The 14,877-nt window shown below is 54.7% G+C and carries 18 protein-coding genes; 6 read left to right on the top strand and 12 right to left on the bottom strand.

Annotation, left to right across the window (positions count from 1 at the left end; genetic code table 11):
• Nucleotides 1-54: 54 nt before the first annotated feature.
• A complete protein-coding gene (gene yncL, locus HP459_RS04905) occupies nucleotides 55-147 on the bottom strand; it encodes a stress response membrane protein YncL (protein ID WP_071524166.1) in 93 nt (30 codons plus the stop codon).
• 370 nt (nucleotides 148-517) lie between these two features.
• Between yncL and HP459_RS04910 the strand changes: the two genes are divergently transcribed.
• Nucleotides 518-766, top strand: coding sequence for a GlsB/YeaQ/YmgE family stress response membrane protein (locus tag HP459_RS04910; protein WP_022647775.1), 249 nt, complete (start codon nucleotides 518-520; stop codon nucleotides 764-766).
• A gap of 53 nt (nucleotides 767-819) precedes the next feature.
• Here HP459_RS04910 and yoaJ read toward each other — a convergent pair whose 3' ends face one another.
• From yoaJ to HP459_RS04925, 3 genes are read right to left on the bottom strand one after another with little or no spacing between them, the layout of a single operon-like run.
• Nucleotides 820-894, bottom strand: coding sequence for a protein YoaJ (gene yoaJ, locus HP459_RS23740; RefSeq protein ID WP_071841870.1), 75 nt, complete (start codon nucleotides 892-894; stop codon nucleotides 820-822).
• Nucleotides 895-993: a YoaK family small membrane protein gene (locus tag HP459_RS04920; RefSeq protein ID WP_015570793.1), complete on the bottom strand. Its 99-nt coding sequence runs from the start codon at nucleotides 991-993 to the stop codon at nucleotides 895-897.
• A gap of 45 nt (nucleotides 994-1,038) precedes the next feature.
• The gene (locus tag HP459_RS04925; RefSeq protein WP_063163242.1) at nucleotides 1,039-2,067 is read right to left on the bottom strand and encodes a sensor domain-containing diguanylate cyclase; all 1,029 of its coding nucleotides are present in this window, start codon (nucleotides 2,065-2,067) and stop codon (nucleotides 1,039-1,041) included.
• A 312-nt stretch (nucleotides 2,068-2,379) separates the two neighbouring features.
• Between HP459_RS04925 and HP459_RS04930 the strand changes: the two genes are divergently transcribed.
• Together HP459_RS04930 and HP459_RS04935 are read left to right on the top strand one after the other, a co-directional pair.
• Nucleotides 2,380-2,634: a DUF333 domain-containing protein gene (locus HP459_RS04930; protein ID WP_022647777.1), complete on the top strand. Its 255-nt coding sequence runs from the start codon at nucleotides 2,380-2,382 to the stop codon at nucleotides 2,632-2,634.
• Between the two features lie 80 nt (nucleotides 2,635-2,714).
• Nucleotides 2,715-3,020, top strand: a complete 306-nt coding sequence (locus HP459_RS04935; protein WP_023299820.1) for a hypothetical protein — start codon at nucleotides 2,715-2,717, stop codon at nucleotides 3,018-3,020.
• On the opposite strand, the gene HP459_RS04940 is transcribed toward HP459_RS04935, so the two are convergent.
• Nucleotides 3,021-3,365, bottom strand: coding sequence for a DUF488 domain-containing protein (locus HP459_RS04940; RefSeq protein WP_108367731.1), 345 nt, complete (start codon nucleotides 3,363-3,365; stop codon nucleotides 3,021-3,023).
• Between the two features lie 150 nt (nucleotides 3,366-3,515).
• Here HP459_RS04940 and HP459_RS04945 point away from each other — a divergent pair, with 150 nt between their 5' ends.
• Nucleotides 3,516-4,223, top strand: coding sequence for a CTP synthase (locus HP459_RS04945; RefSeq protein WP_022647780.1), 708 nt, complete (start codon nucleotides 3,516-3,518; stop codon nucleotides 4,221-4,223).
• Nucleotides 4,224-4,254: 31 nt separating this feature from the next.
• Here HP459_RS04945 and HP459_RS04950 read toward each other — a convergent pair whose 3' ends face one another.
• Complete coding sequence (locus tag HP459_RS04950) at nucleotides 4,255-5,442, bottom strand: CynX/NimT family MFS transporter (RefSeq protein ID WP_023299822.1); 1,188 nt, start codon at nucleotides 5,440-5,442, stop codon at nucleotides 4,255-4,257.
• 99 nt (nucleotides 5,443-5,541) lie between these two features.
• Here HP459_RS04950 and HP459_RS04955 point away from each other — a divergent pair, with 99 nt between their 5' ends.
• A complete protein-coding gene (locus HP459_RS04955; protein WP_023305889.1) occupies nucleotides 5,542-6,333 on the top strand; it encodes a helix-turn-helix transcriptional regulator in 792 nt (263 codons plus the stop codon).
• Here HP459_RS04955 and HP459_RS04960 read toward each other — a convergent pair.
• The 3 genes from HP459_RS04960 to HP459_RS04970 form a co-directional block, all read right to left on the bottom strand.
• On the bottom strand, nucleotides 6,317-6,763 hold the full coding sequence (locus HP459_RS04960) for a DUF441 domain-containing protein (protein ID WP_003857881.1): 447 nt from the start codon (nucleotides 6,761-6,763) through the stop codon (nucleotides 6,317-6,319). The two genes, HP459_RS04955 and HP459_RS04960, sit on opposite strands and share 17 nt — an antisense overlap.
• 106 nt (nucleotides 6,764-6,869) lie before the next feature.
• Nucleotides 6,870-8,906, bottom strand: coding sequence for a glycoside hydrolase family 31 protein (locus HP459_RS04965; protein WP_171935984.1), 2,037 nt, complete (start codon nucleotides 8,904-8,906; stop codon nucleotides 6,870-6,872).
• Nucleotides 8,907-8,921: 15 nt separating this feature from the next.
• Entirely contained in the window at nucleotides 8,922-10,253 is a 1,332-nt protein-coding gene (locus tag HP459_RS04970) for a glycoside-pentoside-hexuronide (GPH):cation symporter (RefSeq protein WP_023305891.1), read from the bottom strand.
• Nucleotides 10,254-10,538: 285 nt separating this feature from the next.
• Between HP459_RS04970 and yoaI the strand changes: the two genes are divergently transcribed.
• Complete coding sequence (yoaI, locus tag HP459_RS23480; RefSeq protein ID WP_237764893.1) at nucleotides 10,539-10,640, top strand: small membrane protein YoaI; 102 nt, start codon at nucleotides 10,539-10,541, stop codon at nucleotides 10,638-10,640.
• Between the two features lie 20 nt (nucleotides 10,641-10,660).
• Here the strand turns inward: yoaI and HP459_RS04975 are convergent, their stop codons facing one another.
• From HP459_RS04975 to yeaG, 3 genes are all read right to left on the bottom strand, one after another.
• Nucleotides 10,661-11,161, bottom strand: coding sequence for a YbaK/prolyl-tRNA synthetase associated domain-containing protein (locus HP459_RS04975; RefSeq protein ID WP_171935985.1), 501 nt, complete (start codon nucleotides 11,159-11,161; stop codon nucleotides 10,661-10,663).
• Between the two features lie 99 nt (nucleotides 11,162-11,260).
• Nucleotides 11,261-12,544 carry a YeaH/YhbH family protein gene (locus HP459_RS04980; protein ID WP_017384692.1) on the bottom strand — a complete coding sequence of 428 codons (1,284 nt, stop codon included), beginning with the start codon at nucleotides 12,542-12,544 and terminating at the stop codon, nucleotides 11,261-11,263.
• A gap of 89 nt (nucleotides 12,545-12,633) precedes the next feature.
• Nucleotides 12,634-14,568 (bottom strand): protein kinase YeaG, encoded by a 1,935-nt coding sequence (yeaG, locus tag HP459_RS04985; protein WP_006809140.1) that lies wholly within the window; start codon nucleotides 14,566-14,568, stop codon nucleotides 12,634-12,636.
• Between the last annotated feature and the right edge of the window lie 309 nt (nucleotides 14,569-14,877).

Here is a 14,877-nt window from a genome sequence, read left to right on the forward strand (position 1 = left end):
GCGTTAAGCCCGCACGTAATTGAAAGGAAAGCCACCATGCCGACTCATTACATCTCAGAACCACTCAAACCGTGTTGAGAGCAGTAACAGTAGCGTACTGGCAGAAACAAGATTAAGGCAGATGACGAACTTGCTCGATACGTTCATGTTATCAGATTCACTTTGCTGTTCAGTAGCCACAGAGAATAGCGGTTCACCTCCTGGGAAAAAACGCCAGATTTTGGTGGGGTGAGGCAAAAAAAAGCCCACTAAAAAGTGGGCAAGAAATACTGGAAGCAATGTGAGCAATGTCGTACTGAATACCTGAGTGATTTGCTCAACTATTCAGTAATGAGAAAGATAATCTTTCTCAGTAAAAGATGCAACCCCACGATGAGTGTGGAACGGCAATTTTTATTGCTCAGATTTTACTCAAACGAACCGTGTGATTCTTATCACAAATTTCCTTTCTCAGATCCTGTGCTATCCTTTTCTGTGTCGTTGATTTAATGACAAAAACCATACAGAGAGGAAAGCTATGGGAATTTTATCCTGGATTATCTTTGGGCTGATTGCGGGGATCCTGGCGAAGTGGATTATGCCGGGCAAAGATGGCGGCGGTTTCATCGTCACGATCGTTCTGGGGATTGTAGGTGCAGTCGTCGGTGGCTGGATCAGTACCCTGTTCGGCTTTGGCAGAGTTGATGGCTTCAACTTCGGCAGCTTTGTCGTCGCGGTGATTGGCGCGCTGGTTGTTCTGTTTATCTACAGAAAAATCAAAAGCTAAATCTGACCTGTGTTAAAAAAGGCTGCCTGAGGGCGGCCTTTTTACTTTGGGCGTTACCACCAGCCAAACTGCGTACCGGCGACGGCCACGATGGCGACAATCAGCATGATGAGGGTCGTTTTTCTCATTTATGCCCCCGGCGCGGCGTAACCGCCAAGGAAAAACCAGCCTAAAAACACGACTGCCGTGATAAAAATAACCACCGGAAAGAGGATCCCTATTCTCATGCCATCACCTGTTTGAGTTTGTATAAGGCCGTAGAGTGTACGGTTTTAATCTAACGCGACAAAGCCTGTTTTGTTTTTTCCTTTTTTATCCTGATACATCGCGAGGTCTGCGGTGCGCAGGGCACTATCTTCATCTGTGCAGTGAGGATCAACAATAACGACGCCATAGCTTGCACCGGGATAGAGAATAGTGACATTACCTAACCCATATTCACCCGCGATACGGCCGTTGAGGCGGGTTTTGATAGCGTTGACCTCTGTGCTGGCGTCGCCATCATTGCTGTGACTCAGGCTGGCAACCAGAAATTCATCGCCGCCGAGCCGGCCGATAATTTCGTCCTGCGTTTGCTGGTGAGTCAGTCGATTGCCGACCTGAACGAGGAACCGATCGCCCGCTTCATGACCGTACTGATCATTGATTCGCTTGAAATCATCGAGATCAATAAAGGCAATCATGACGTTGCGGTTAAGATGGCGCGCCAGTGAGAACAGGGTGGTAAGGTTTTCAAAAATGGCGCGACGATTCGGCAGGCCGGTAAGGGCGTCGGTGTAAGAGTGGGCAATGAGCGCCGCATTTGCTTCACGAAGCTGAAGCACAAGCGACTCTTTCTGAATGTACTGACCAATTAACCCGGCAAAGAGCCTGATCACCTGCTCGCCACGCTCGCTGAACTGTTTCTGTGCGGTGCTGGCAGCGCAAAGCGTGCCGTACAGAGAACCGTCAGCCAGGTGAACCGGCACGCTCATATAGGTTGTAATACCCAGTGCTTTTGCCGCTTCACACTCCGGCCAGCGGTCGGGCACCTCGTTACTGAACAAGGTGTCGCTATCCATGGCGCGCTTACAGAGCGTTTCGTCCCAGGGCACGCTGAACCCTTCCGGGATCTGCATTTGCTTGCTGTTACGGGCATATAAAATGTGCTGCAAACGCGCGTTGATATCGATTTTGGTCAGGTAGGTTGATTCCATATCCGTCACAATTTCCAGCATTTCCAGTAGCTGACGCACCAGACTGTCGAGAGATTGCTCGGTGGAGAGGGTTTCTGAAACACGGGCAAGAATGATATCTGACATGAGGCAGGTTGACTCCCATGCAGAAGACCTCTGTATCTGCATGTTATGCTGAAAATATAGACTCCGGTCATAGTAAAACATGAACTGGATTAATTTTATAGATTCTTCTGAAAGCGGATGAAGGAGAGGCTAAAAAAAGCCCCGATGTTGAGATCGGGGCAAAACATCTTGATTACGGAATGATGTTCTCTGGTCAGAGTGAGAACAGACACCACTATAGGGATGAATCGTGCAGGTTTAATGGAGAAATCATGGAGAAAACGGCGATGACCCGTTACTCTGACGTTTTCAACACCCTGAAGGATCATGATAATGAAATATCTTCTCCTGGCGCTGGTTTTACCGCTGGCCGCATGCTCAACAAAGACACCTCCTCCCGATGCGCCTCAACCGCCGCACGCTATTGGTATGGCAAATCCGGCGTCAGTGTACTGTCTGGAGAAAGGGGGAGAGCAAATCCCTGTACAAAGCCCGCAGGGCGTACGTACCGAGTGCAAATTGCCAGGCGGGGAAGTGATCGATGAATGGGATCTCTATCGCCGCGATCACCCGCAACCGACCAGATGACAACGGCAATAAAACTGCGATACACTTCTCTTTAGGATTATTCTTAGCCAGTTTTTGGCGGTACGTTTGCGAGAAGAAGTATGTTTCAGTTAAAACCGGGCAGCATGGCGATAATTGTGGGTGCGCGTACGACGGCGGGCCGTCGAAATATCGGTAAATCCGTGGAGCTGTTTGGCCTTTGTCAGCCGGGCCAGCGTTTTGTGAACCCGGTTAACGGCGTCATGACGCATTTACCTGATACATCAGCGCGTGCGCTGTGGCTGGTCACCGGTGATGTTTACGCCTTTGATAATCAGCACGGTTTTGCGTTTGTTCGCCCGGAACATTTGATGCCGCTTACTCCCGACGAGATGCCACACAACGTTGATGAGCTGGCGATCGGTTAATCACAGTTTACGCAGCCAGTCCGCCAGTACCCGCGCGTGATTCTGCTCCGTATTTTTCGCCCCATAGAGTAGCGTCACGGTCTGCTGTCGGGCGAGGGCCGCCAGGCGTTTGCCTTCATCCTGCTGCTGCGCCAGCTCTTTACGATAGGCTTCACTGAACGCGGTGAAATCGATCGTTTCACTGTGAAAGGCTTTCCGCAGTTCGCTGGACGGCGTTAGCGCTTTACACCACTCATCACAGGCGAGGTCGGTCTTTTTTATCCCTCGCGGCCAGAGTCTGTCTACCAGCACCCGGTAACCATCGTCTGACGTTGCCTGTTCATAGACGCGCTTACATTGAATCATCCGTTTTCCTCCTACCGTGCGACGTTCGGCAAGAACACTATAGCACCCGGCGTTTAACCACCCAATTTAAGGTATTGTGATAATTGCAAAAGATCGGTAGTCTGAGGTTCCTTATGTTATCTGAAAATCCTCCGGCATAAGGAATCTCTCATGGAACTCTCCCCGGTTAAAACGACGCTGCGCATTGCGCTGGTTGGTGATTACAATCCCGATGTTATTGCGCACCAGGCGATCCCGCTGGCGATTGACGACGCCGCTGCGGTTCTGGATCTCACCGCTGATTATGACTGGCTCGCCACGCCTGAGCTGACCAACCCCGAAGACCTGGTCGGGTATGATGCCATCTGGCTGGTACCGGCAAGCCCGTATAAAAACACCGAGGCGGCGTTTATTGCCGCGCGTTACGCGCGTGAGAACAGCATCCCTTTTCTCGGCACCTGCGGCGGGTTCCAGCACGCGCTGATTGAGTATGCCCGTAATGTGCTGGGCTGGCACGATGCAGGCCATGCCGAAACCGATACCGAGGGGAGGATGGTGATTGCGCCGCTGGCCTGCTCGCTGGTGGAAAAAACCGACGCGATTGAGCTGCGGAACAACACGCTGATTGCCAAAGCGTACGGCAAGCCGGAAATTCAGGAAGGTTATCACTGCAATTACGGCGTCTCGTCTGAGTTTGCCAGCCAGCTTGAGCGGGGCGACATGCGCGTAACGGGCTGGGACGAGCAGGGCGAGATCCGCGCGGCAGAGCTGCTGACCCATCCTTTCTTTGTCATCACCCTGTTCCAGCATGAGCGGGCTGCGCTTCAAGGGCGCCCGGTGGTGCTGGTACAGGCCATGCTGCGGGCGGCGCAGGGATAAAAAAAGCAGACCGTCAGGTCTGCCTTGAATGTCAGCGGGGTGTGATCTCCCGGTCACGCCCGGCCAGCATGCCGCACAGGGCCATCACTACCGCAGCCAGCGCGCAGGCCAGCAGCGGAATGCGCCAGTCTCCGGCGGTATCGTGAATTTTCCCCATCAGCGGTGGGCCACAGGCCGCCAGCAGATAGCCAATCGACTGTGCCATGCCGGAGAGCGCGGCGGCCTGATGAGCCGAGCTGGCCCGCAGTCCGATAAACGTCAGGCCGAGGATCATGGTGGCGCCGGATCCAAAGCCAAACACCAGCGTCCAGACGACGGCCAGCCCCGGCGCGAACCAGAACCCGGCCGCACTGACGGCGCACATCAGAGCGACAAGCCCGGCTATGCCACGCTGATCGTTAAGACGGTGCAGGATCAGCGGAATGGCGAGACCGGGAACAGCGGTTGCCAGCTGGAGAAGTCCGTGCATGGAGCCAGCCTGCGTTTCGCTGTAGCCGTGGCTAAGTAAAATCGCGGGTAACCAGCCGATAATGACGTAGTAAATCAGCGAGTTAATGCCCAGAAAAAGCGTCACCTGCCAGGCGAGTGCCGAGCGCCAGATTGCCCGATTGTGCAACGCGCCCGCGCCGGTCAGGGTGGCGGCCGGCCTCTGGCGCCATTGCGGTAACCACAGCAGCAGCGCCACCAGCGGGAAGAACATCAGCATCAACAGCGCCCCGTGCCAGCCAGCATTCCCCAGCGACAGCGGGACGATCAGCGCCGACCCTGCGGCAGCGGCGGCCCCCATCGTCAGCGAATAAGCCCCCGTCAGTTTTGCGACCTGGCCCGGAAAATCACGTTTGATTAATCCGGGTAACAGGACATTGCCCAGCGCAATCCCACAGCCCACGATCGCCGTACCGATAAACAGCAGCGAGGCCGACGGCAGCGAACGTACGCCAATCCCGATGCAAATCAGCAGCAGAGCGATAAAAAGGCTGCGCTCCATGCCCAGGCGCCGGGCGACGCCTGCGGCAAGGGGAGAGATAAAGGCGAAGGCCAGCAGAGGCAGCGTTGTGAGCAGGCCGGTTTGCGCCGTGCTTAAGCCATAGTCCTGTCGGATGGTGTCGAGCAGGGGGGCGACCCCGGTAAAGGTGACGCGCAGCGTCGTGGCGATCATCAGGATGCCTGCAACCAGCAGCGCGCCCTGTTTCCCGGAAGGTTGAATAGCAGTAGTCATTATTGTCTCTTACGTTCAGGCGAGCGCATACCATACCGATTTAAGTCGTGGTTGAAATCAGGCTAAAATGACAGTTTATCGCTAATATCGGACAACTTTATGTATGGACTGGGACTCGACGGCTACGATCCCGATAGCCAGCACGACGCGGCGGTGGCCTTTCGCATCCGCGTGGTGGCACAAGAACAGTACATTCCGCTGCATCAGCACCGCAAAGGGCAGCTGATTATGGCGCTGGGAGGAGCGATCACCTGTGAAGTAGAGAACGCGATGCTGATGGTGCCGCCCCAGTATGCGGTGTGGATCCCGGGTCAAACGCCGCACAGCAACAAGGCGACGCCCGGCGCGCAGCTCTGCCTGCTGTTTATTGAACCCGGTGCGCTCGAATTACCGACGCGTACCTGTACGTTGAAAATATCGCCCCTGGTGCGGGAGCTGGTGCTGGCGCTCGCGGACAGGTCACAGGAGGAACTGCCTCTTCCCGCTACCGGAAGGCTGGTTGACGTCCTGTTTGATGAACTGCCCCTGCAACCGCAGGAGCATCTCCAGCTGCCGGTATCTCCGCATCCGAAAATTCGTCTGATGAGTGAGACCATGGCAAACGAACCTGCCGCCTGGCAGACGCTGGCGCAGTGGGCCAGCCACTTTGCCATGAGTGAGCGCAACCTGGCGCGACTGGTGGTGAAAGAGACCGGCTTAAGCTTTCGCCGCTGGCGACACCAGCTCCAGCTGATTGTCGCATTGCAGTTTTTGATCGGCGGAAAGTCGGTCCAGCAGGCGGCGCAGGCGCTGGGGTATGACTCCACCACCGCCTTTATCACCATGTTCAAGAAAGGACTGGGACAGACGCCCGCCCGCTATATCGCCAGCCTGACTACGACTTCCCGATAAACAGCGAAACCAGTCCGGCAGCAATCAGCGGGCCAACCGGCACGCCACGAAACAGCGCCACGCCTAAAACGGTGCCCACCAGCAGCCCGGCCACCAGAGAAGGCTGGCTGCTCATCAGCGTCACGCCGCGCCCGCCAAGCCATGAGACAAAAACGCCCACTGCAATCGCCACCAGCGATTTCCAGTTCACAAAGGAGTGCAGCAGCGTTGAGGCCGGTAGCGTTCCGCTGGCAATCGGGGCCATCACACCGATGGTCAAAATAATGATCCCGATGGTAAGCCCCTGTTTTTCTATCCACGGGAAGAAGGTGTTCAACGGTGTGACGCGAACGATGATCAGGACCAGAATGGAAATCGCGACGGTGGTATTGTGGCTGACAAAACCCAGAGCAGCCAGGGCCAGAAGTATGAGTAGTGTAGGGTCGAACATGACGGGATCCTTGCCAAAAATAGTAAGCCTGCTTACTTTACGCGCAAACGCGACGGCAGGCAGGCTTTACTGAAAAAATTGTCTATTTTTGGGCACTTGCCTGACGTCAGTCCACCAGTTGCTGGATAAGCGGACTCCCTTCGCGGATAAACACCGGGATGGTTTCCAGCGCCGCAGGCACCCGGATATGCTCCCCACCGGCGTAGCGCTCACCGTTGAGGGCGATCCAGCTATTGCCCGTCGGCAGCCAGACATCGCGCTCACGCTGACCGGCCTGCATAACCGGCGCCACCAGAAGATCTTCACCAAACAGATACTGATCTTCACACGCCCAGCTCTGCTTATCCTTCGGATAGTGCCAGAACAGCGGACGCATGAGCGGGTCTCCGTGCAGATGCGCCTGCTGGTACAGGGCGTCAATATATGGGCGCAGGGTTTCGCGCACGGTAAGCCAGTGCTGCATGATGGCGTAATTCTCTTCTCCGTAACTCCACAGCTCATTAGGCGAACCGCTGTTACACTGAGGAATGCCGTCACGGTAGCGCTCCGGGGGCTGGATCTGCGGTTCGCGATAGCCGTGCATGCGCAGAACCGGTGTAAACACCGCCCACTGGAACCAACGGATCAGCAATTCATGGAACGCCGGGTCGTTAACGTTCCCTCCCTGGAAGCCGCCGATATCGGTCGTCCACCATGGGATCCCCGCCAGCCCCATATTCAGTCCTGCGGCGAGTTGATTGCGAAAAGCATGGAACGAGGAGTGGACATCACCCGACCACGCCAGCACGCCGAAGCGTTGGCTGCCTGCCCAGGCGCAGCGTACCAGGTTAACAATGTCGGTTTCGCCGTTTGCCTGGAGCCCATCGTAAAAGCCCTGCGCAAAGTCACGCGGGTAGCGATTGCCCACTTCCAGTACCGGACCGGCGTGGTAGCGATAGTTGTCAAAATCATAGGCGCGATATTCCGGCTCCGCTTCGTCCAGCCAGAACAGCTTAATGCCCATGTCGTAGTAATTTTTCTTCACCGTATCCCAGACGAATTTCCGCGCCTCTGGATGGGTCGCATCAAAGAAGGTGGTATTGCCCATAAAATCGAGGTTGACCTGCACGCCGCGCTCACTGCTGACTAGCCAGCCTTTGGCTTTCATCAGCGGGTAGAGGGGGCTGCGCGCCTCTACCGTTGGCCACACCGACACCATCAGCGCAATACCCATTTCGCGCAGCTCGTCGACCATGCCTTCAGGATCGGGCCAGTCTACGGGGTCGAAGCACCAGGTGCCCTGATTCGGCCAGTGGAAAAAGTCGATGACCATCACCGACAGCGGCAGATTACGGCGGCGATACTCCCGCGCAACCTCAAGCACCTCCTGCTGGGTGCGGTATCGCAATTTGCACTGCCACAGTCCACTGATAAACGTCGGGGCGGGGGGCGGAGTACCGGTGGCTTTCACATACTGGCGGGTGATCTCCGCCACCGTGTCAGCGGCGGTGATCCAGTAGTCCATCTCTCCTGTGACGCGGGCGCGCCATTCCGTCTGATTTTTTGCAAAGCTGGCTTCACCAATCGCCGGGTTGTTCCACAGCAGGCCATAGCCAAGGCTGGACTGCATAAAGGGCACGCTGGCCTGGGAGTTGCGCTGAGCCAGCTCCAGCGTACAGCCTTTCAGATCCAGCCACGGCTGTTGATACTGACCCATGCCATAGATGCGTTCATCCGGACGCGATTCAAACCGGACGGTGAGCTGATATTTGCCGCCCATCAGCGGTTTAAATTCGCGGCCATCCAGCTTCAGGGCGCTGACATATTTATCCTGACTCTTCTCGCTGGCACCGATACCCACCGTTGAACGCTGGCGCCACATCTCCTCCAGCAGCAGTTCGCCGCGCTGATTGTAGAAGGCCAACTGACCTTTAAGGTTCAGGGTCGCGGTAATATTGCCGTTGCGCAGCGTCAGGCTTTCCGCTTCGGCGACAATCTCGGCCTGGCAAGGGGCGGCGGGTAACAGTGCCTGTAAGGCGTCATCAAATGCCGGGGAGCAGGTGGCCCTGACGCGAAGACTGTTTTCTCCCCAGGGTTCGATGCGCAGGATCTGGCGTTCAAAACGCCATTCGATACAGTTGGAATGTTGAATCAGCTCACTCATGGATAATGCGTCCTTCTAAACAGGGTGTTTGGCGAGATGGATGGATTGCATTGTGCTGTCGTCGAGCTTGTACCAGCGCAGCGTGGCAAACGCGCAGAGCGACAAGATGCCAGGTACGACGGTGAAGAGGGCGATGATGCAGTACATGGCCGTGGTAGTTTGTTCCGGGGCATTGGCAACATAGCCGCTTAAGCCCAGCGTCCAGCCAACAATCGCGCCGCTGATCGCCATCCCCAGCTTGAGTACGGCGAGGAAGGTGGAGAAGATCACGCCGTCCATGCGTTTGCCCTGTTTCCATTCGCCGTAATCGGCGACATCCGCCATCATCACCCACATTAGCGTGGTGGTGGCCTGGTAAAGGGTGGAGACGATAAACGTCATGGGCACCAGAATAAGCACCGACTTAGGCGCAAAGAACAGGGCGATGCTGAGTACCCCCGCCAGTACGGAACAATATCCAAACATCTGCACTTTGCTGACGTTCTGCGTCAGACGTTTGGCCAGCGCGCTGCCTGCGGCTTTCCCGAGAATATGCGCCCCGAGCATCCACATAAAATAGCTTGCGCTACCGAGATAATAAGTGACGAAATACATCATTGCGCCAAGGCGAATAACGCCAAAACCAATATTGGTTAATACCAGGACGGCGACAACTCGCCATTGGTCGTTTCGTAATAAATCCCGCAGTTCCGCAAGATAATTATTGTGGGTGGCGGGAGCCTTAATACGTTCACGCGTATTGGCGAAGCAGATCCAGAACATGATCACCGCGACGGTCGCCATAATGGCCATCGCCCAGCGGTAGCCCAGTAATTTATCGTCGCCGCCTAAAAACTCTGCCAGCGGCATCATAAAGAATGTCGACAACGCGCCACCCAGCGTGGCAAGGAAAAAGCGATAAGACTGAAGGGAAATTCGCGCATCGTTGTCGGGCGTAATTACCGCGCCCATGGAGCAATAGGGAATATTGATTGCGGTATACATCAGCATCATCAGGGTATAGCTGACGGTGGCGAAAATCATTTTACCGTGCAGGTCGAGCGACGCCGGCACGGCGTAGGTCAGCAGACAGCTTGCGCCAAAGGGCAGCGCCAGCCACAGCATCCAGGGGCGGAATTTTCCCCAGCGGGTACGCGTCCTGTCTGCGATATAGCCCATCGCCGGATCAATTATGGCATCGGCGGTTCTCGCCAGAAGAAACATAGTGCCCACGAATGCGGCAGGTAACCCCACCACGTCCGTATAGTAAAACGTCAGAAAAATAATGACGTTATCCAGCCCAATATGGCTCGCCATATCGCCTAACCCATAACTGATTTTTTCTTTACGGGTAATTATCTCGGTCATTGTATTCACCTTGCCAGTGTAAGGTTTATTTATGAGGTGCTCCGTAAACAAGGTTAACCATCATGAAAAGGTTAACAATTGCGAGATCTGGCATCGGGGTTACGTAAATTTCTTTTCGTGATACCGGTAACAAATAAAGTATTTAAACAGTGACTTTATACGGGGGAGGGGAGTTAACAGCGAATCGTTTCAGCGAAAAATTGTCATTTCGCGGACGCGTCATTGTCATTTAACTGTCATTTTGCGGGAGTAAAAAAAAGGGAAATGGGCAAGGCAGAGGGCATCATGAACGATCCTATGTTTGTCGAAACGCTGATTATCTCCTCATCGTTTTTTATCATCGCGATTATTTTGATTACTTCTGTGCTGCTGCTGGAAAACGGCTGACCGTTAGCCAGCCTCTGTATTTATTGTTTACGGAACGACACCAGTTCAGGACGGGCGATACGCAGATAGTCCTGGGTATCCATAATCACCGATTTTTCCAGCAGACCGGCGTTAAAGGCGATCTCGTCAAAGCGCTCAAACAGCAACGGATCGGCGACCAGCGTCAGATCCGGGTGAAAGCTGAAGGGGGGAATGGCGCCGAAAACGCAGCCGGTAAGCGCATCCACTTCGGCCGGACTGGCGAGAGATGCCTTAAGCCCTCCGAAATGGCTGGCCAGCAGGCTCAGATCGGCCTGCCGATCGGCGGCGAGGATTGCCAGAATATGTTTCTTAACGCCGTTGCCTTTTAACTTACAGACCAGCGCTTTTGCTCCCTGGCGGAGATCGGTCCCGCGAATTTCACTGACCGCTTCGCATTTCCCTACGGCCTCATGCGCCACCACACGAAAGTGCGCCTCCTGCTCGGTTAATAAGCTGATTAGCTGCTGATGGGTTGTCGTCCCGGTCACGTCATCAGACATAACGATTTCACCTGTGATTAGCCAATACGTAGCTTGCTACATTAGCACGGGAGGGAGAGGGCTGAAAGAAAACAGCCAGCGGGAGCGCTGGCTGTTGATTCATGCGTTGCTGGTGGAAGACTGTTTCTGGAACAGTTCCCGGAAGACCGGATAGATGTCATCCTGGTCACGAATGTGCTGCATCGCAAAGTTATCGAACATCGCTTGCAGATGCTCATACTCGCGCCACAGCGTCTGGTGGGCGCGACGGGTAATTTCAATGTAACTGTAGTAGCGCACCACCGGCAGGATCTTCTTCGCCAGAATTTCATGACACAGGGGCGAGTCATCCGCCCAGTTATCGCCATCCGATGCCTGGGCGGCGTAGATGTTCCACTGCGCCGGGTCGTAGCGCTCCTTCACCACCTCATCCATCAGCTTCAGGGCGCTCGACACGATGGTGCCACCGGTCTCCTGCGAGTAGAAAAACTCATGCTCATCCACCTCTTTCGCCTGAGTGTGATGGCGGATGTAGACCACCTCCACGTTCTTATACGTTCTGCTCAGGAACAGATAGAGCAGAATATAAAAACGCTTAGCCATATCCTTGGTGGCCTGATCCATTGAACCTGACACGTCCATCAGGCAGAACATCACCGCCTGGCTGGAAGGCTCCGGACGTTTTTCGTAGTTCTTATAGCGCAGGTCGAACGTGTCGATAAACGGTACCCGGTCGATCTTCGCCCGCAGTTCGGCGATCTCTTTTCGCAGGCGCTCCTCTTCCAGTAGTTGCGCCGGTTCGGTGTTTTCCACCACTTTCAGGCTGGTTTCCAGCTCGCGCAGTTCGCGCCGTTTGCCTGCCGTCATCGCCGTGCGTCGCGCCAGCGAGTTTTGCAGTGAACGCACCACGCTGATGTTGGCGGGCACCCCGTTTGCGGTATAACCCGCGCGATGGGTTTTGTATTCGTTGAGCTGACGGTGCTGATTCTTTCTCAGATTCGGCAGGGCCAGATCCTCAAACAGCAGGTCGAGATATTCGTCTTTTGAAATCTGAAAGACGAACTCATCCTGGCCTTCACCGTCCTGGCTGGCCTGTCCCTGACCGCTGCCAGAACCGCCGCCTCCGCCTTGTGGCCGCTCGATTCTGTCATTCTGGACGAAGTGGTCATTACCTGGGTGCACGCGATGGCGAAGGCCGCCACGCCCCTGATGAAACATCGGTTCGCTGATGTCATCGTTGGGGATGGAGACGGATTCGCCGCTGTCGACGTCGGTCACCGAGCGTTTGTTGATGGCCTCGGAGATCGACTGTTTAATTTGCGCTTTATAACGGCGCAAGAAGCGCTGGCGATTCACCGTGCTCTTGTTTTTGCCGTTAAGACGCCGGTCAATAAACCAGGTCATATATCCCCCGTACTGCATTTGCCAACTTGCAGCGTCCGTAAGTGCCGGACATTTTGTTGGCCCGGTAAGCGCGTTACCGGGCACTTGTTTTAAGACGATTTACGCACGCGCAGATACCATTCACAAAGCAGGCGGACCTGTTTGCGCGTATAGCCTTTTTCCATCATACGGTCGACAAAATCGTCGTGCTTTTTCTGCTCGTCGGTTGAGGTTTTGGCGTTGAACGAGATAACCGGCAACAGCTCTTCCGTATTAGAGAACATTTTCTTCTCTATAACCGTGCGCAGTTTTTCGTAGCTGGTCCAGTTTGGATTGCGGCCGTTGTTATGCGCTCTGGCGCGCAGCACGAAGTTCACAATCTCGTTTCGGAAGTCTTTCGGGTTGCTGATCCCGGCCGGTTTCTCAATTTTTTCCAGCTCTGCGTTCAGGGATTCACGGTCAAACAGCTGGCCGGTATCCGGGTCGCGGTACTCCTGATCCTGGATCCAGAAGTCAGCGTAGGTGACGTACCGATCGAAAATGTTCTGGCCGTATTCGGAATAGGATTCCAGGTAGGCGGTCTGGATCTCTTTGCCGATAAACTCGGCGTATTTCGGGATCAGGTAGCCTTTCAGGAACTCCAGGTAGCGTTCAGCCTGCTCCTGTGGGAACTGTTCACGTTCAATTTGCTGTTCCAGCACGTAGAACAGATGAACCGGGTTGGCGGCCACCTCCGCGTGGTCGAAGTTAAAGACGCGGGAGAGGATCTTAAACGCGAAACGCGTCGACAAACCGTTCATCCCTTCGTCGACCCCGGCGTAATCGCGGTATTCCTGGTACGATTTGGCTTTCGGGTCGGTATCCTTCAGGCTTTCGCCGTCATACACGCGCATTTTGGAGTAAATGCTGGAGTTTTCCGGCTCTTTCAGGCGCGACAGGATCGAGAAGCGTGACAGCGTTTCCAGCGTTCCCGGTGCGCAAGGGGCATGGACCAGCTCACTGTGGTTGAGCAGTTTTTCGTAAATCTTGATCTCCTCGGAGATCCGCAGGCAATAAGGCACTTTGACGATGTACACACGGTCAAGGAACGCCTCATTGTTTTTGTTGTTACGGAAGGTCACCCATTCAGATTCGTTCGAGTGGGCGAGGATAATCCCGTTAAACGGCAGGGCGGAAATACCTTCCGTCCCGTTGTAGTTCCCCTCCTGGGTGGCGGTCAGCAGCGGATGCAGCACTTTGATCGGTGCTTTAAACATCTCGACGAATTCCATAATCCCCTGGTTGGCGCGGCACAGCGCACCGGAATAGCCATAGGCATCCGGGTCGTTTTGCGCGTGATGTTCCAGCTTACGGATATCGACTTTACCCACCAGCGCCGAGATGTCCTGGTTGTTCTCGTCACCGGGTTCAGTTTTAGCAATGGCGATCTGCTCGAGGATAGACGGCCACACTTTCACGACGCGGAATTTGGTGATGTCCCCACCAAACTCGTGCAGGCGTTTTGCCGCCCACGGCGACATGATCGTACCGAGATAGCGATGCGGAATGCCAAACTCTTTTTCCAGAATTTGCGCATCCTCTTGCGGATTAAACAGGCACAGCGGATGGTCATTGACCGGGCTGCGCTCGCCGTTGGCGCTCAGCACATAGATCGGCACGCGCTGCATCAGCGCTTTCAGCCGTTCAGCCAGGGAGGATTTACCCCCGCCCACGGGACCCAGCAGGTAAAGGATCTGTTTCTTCTCTTCCAGCCCCTGAGCGGCATGCTTCAGGTAGGAGACGATCTGCTCAATGGCATCTTCCATACCATAGAACTCTTCAAACGCCGGGTATCGGGCGACTACCCGATTCGAAAAAAGACGGGAAAGCCGTGGCTCCAGGGCAGTATCAACCATGTTTGGCTCACCGATAGCCATCAATAGCCGTTCTGCCGCATTGGCATAGGCACTGCGATCTTGCCGACAAATGGTAAGAAACTCCTGCAGTGTGAACTCTTCGTCCTTGGCAGCTTCGTAGCGCTGGCGATAGTGATCGAATATATTCATGGCATGCCGTCCTTTCGTTTTTTAGCACAGGATAAGAGCCGTTCGTATGAGTAGTGGAGGCTCCCGGAAGAGAATCTTTCGCACCTCACTGCCAGAGCAGCAACCTGTGTGCCAGGTCGAAGGCTATGAACCGCAGGGTGTTCAGCAAAACCTCTTCTTAAATTAAAGCGTAGATGGCAATTGCAAAACTTGCATACGGATAAAATCTACTTTCAATGACATATCAATAACTCATCCAAAAATTTCCACTGCGGTTATAAGCGAAAAGGGGGTTTTTCATTTATCGGTCACATAAATGAAAGCGGGATG

This window comes from Enterobacter sp. CM29 (assembly GCF_013179605.1).
In the GTDB taxonomy this organism is placed as follows: domain Bacteria; phylum Pseudomonadota; class Gammaproteobacteria; order Enterobacterales; family Enterobacteriaceae; genus Enterobacter; species Enterobacter intestinihominis.

Excerpts from the sequence above, each read along its gene's own strand:
- yncL (WP_071524166.1), bottom strand. The coding sequence starts at position 147 with ATGAACGTATCGAGCAAGTTCGTCATCTGCCTTAATCTTGTTTCTGCC.
- HP459_RS04910 (WP_022647775.1), top strand. The coding sequence starts at position 518 with ATGGGAATTTTATCCTGGATTATCTTTGGGCTGATTGCGGGGATCCTG.
- HP459_RS04920 (WP_015570793.1), bottom strand. The coding sequence starts at position 993 with ATGAGAATAGGGATCCTCTTTCCGGTGGTTATTTTTATCACGGCAGTC.
- HP459_RS04925 (WP_063163242.1), bottom strand. The coding sequence starts at position 2,067 with ATGTCAGATATCATTCTTGCCCGTGTTTCAGAAACCCTCTCCACCGAG.
- HP459_RS04930 (WP_022647777.1), top strand. The coding sequence starts at position 2,380 with ATGAAATATCTTCTCCTGGCGCTGGTTTTACCGCTGGCCGCATGCTCA.
- HP459_RS04935 (WP_023299820.1), top strand. The coding sequence starts at position 2,715 with ATGTTTCAGTTAAAACCGGGCAGCATGGCGATAATTGTGGGTGCGCGT.
- HP459_RS04940 (WP_108367731.1), bottom strand. The coding sequence starts at position 3,365 with ATGATTCAATGTAAGCGCGTCTATGAACAGGCAACGTCAGACGATGGT.
- HP459_RS04945 (WP_022647780.1), top strand. The coding sequence starts at position 3,516 with ATGGAACTCTCCCCGGTTAAAACGACGCTGCGCATTGCGCTGGTTGGT.
- HP459_RS04950 (WP_023299822.1), bottom strand. The coding sequence starts at position 5,442 with ATGACTACTGCTATTCAACCTTCCGGGAAACAGGGCGCGCTGCTGGTT.
- HP459_RS04955 (WP_023305889.1), top strand. The coding sequence starts at position 5,542 with ATGTATGGACTGGGACTCGACGGCTACGATCCCGATAGCCAGCACGAC.
- HP459_RS04960 (WP_003857881.1), bottom strand. The coding sequence starts at position 6,763 with ATGTTCGACCCTACACTACTCATACTTCTGGCCCTGGCTGCTCTGGGT.
- HP459_RS04965 (WP_171935984.1), bottom strand. The coding sequence starts at position 8,906 with ATGAGTGAGCTGATTCAACATTCCAACTGTATCGAATGGCGTTTTGAA.
- HP459_RS04970 (WP_023305891.1), bottom strand. The coding sequence starts at position 10,253 with ATGACCGAGATAATTACCCGTAAAGAAAAAATCAGTTATGGGTTAGGC.
- yoaI (WP_237764893.1), top strand. The coding sequence starts at position 10,539 with ATGAACGATCCTATGTTTGTCGAAACGCTGATTATCTCCTCATCGTTT.
- HP459_RS04975 (WP_171935985.1), bottom strand. The coding sequence starts at position 11,161 with ATGTCTGATGACGTGACCGGGACGACAACCCATCAGCAGCTAATCAGC.
- HP459_RS04980 (WP_017384692.1), bottom strand. The coding sequence starts at position 12,544 with ATGACCTGGTTTATTGACCGGCGTCTTAACGGCAAAAACAAGAGCACG.
- yeaG (WP_006809140.1), bottom strand. The coding sequence starts at position 14,568 with ATGAATATATTCGATCACTATCGCCAGCGCTACGAAGCTGCCAAGGAC.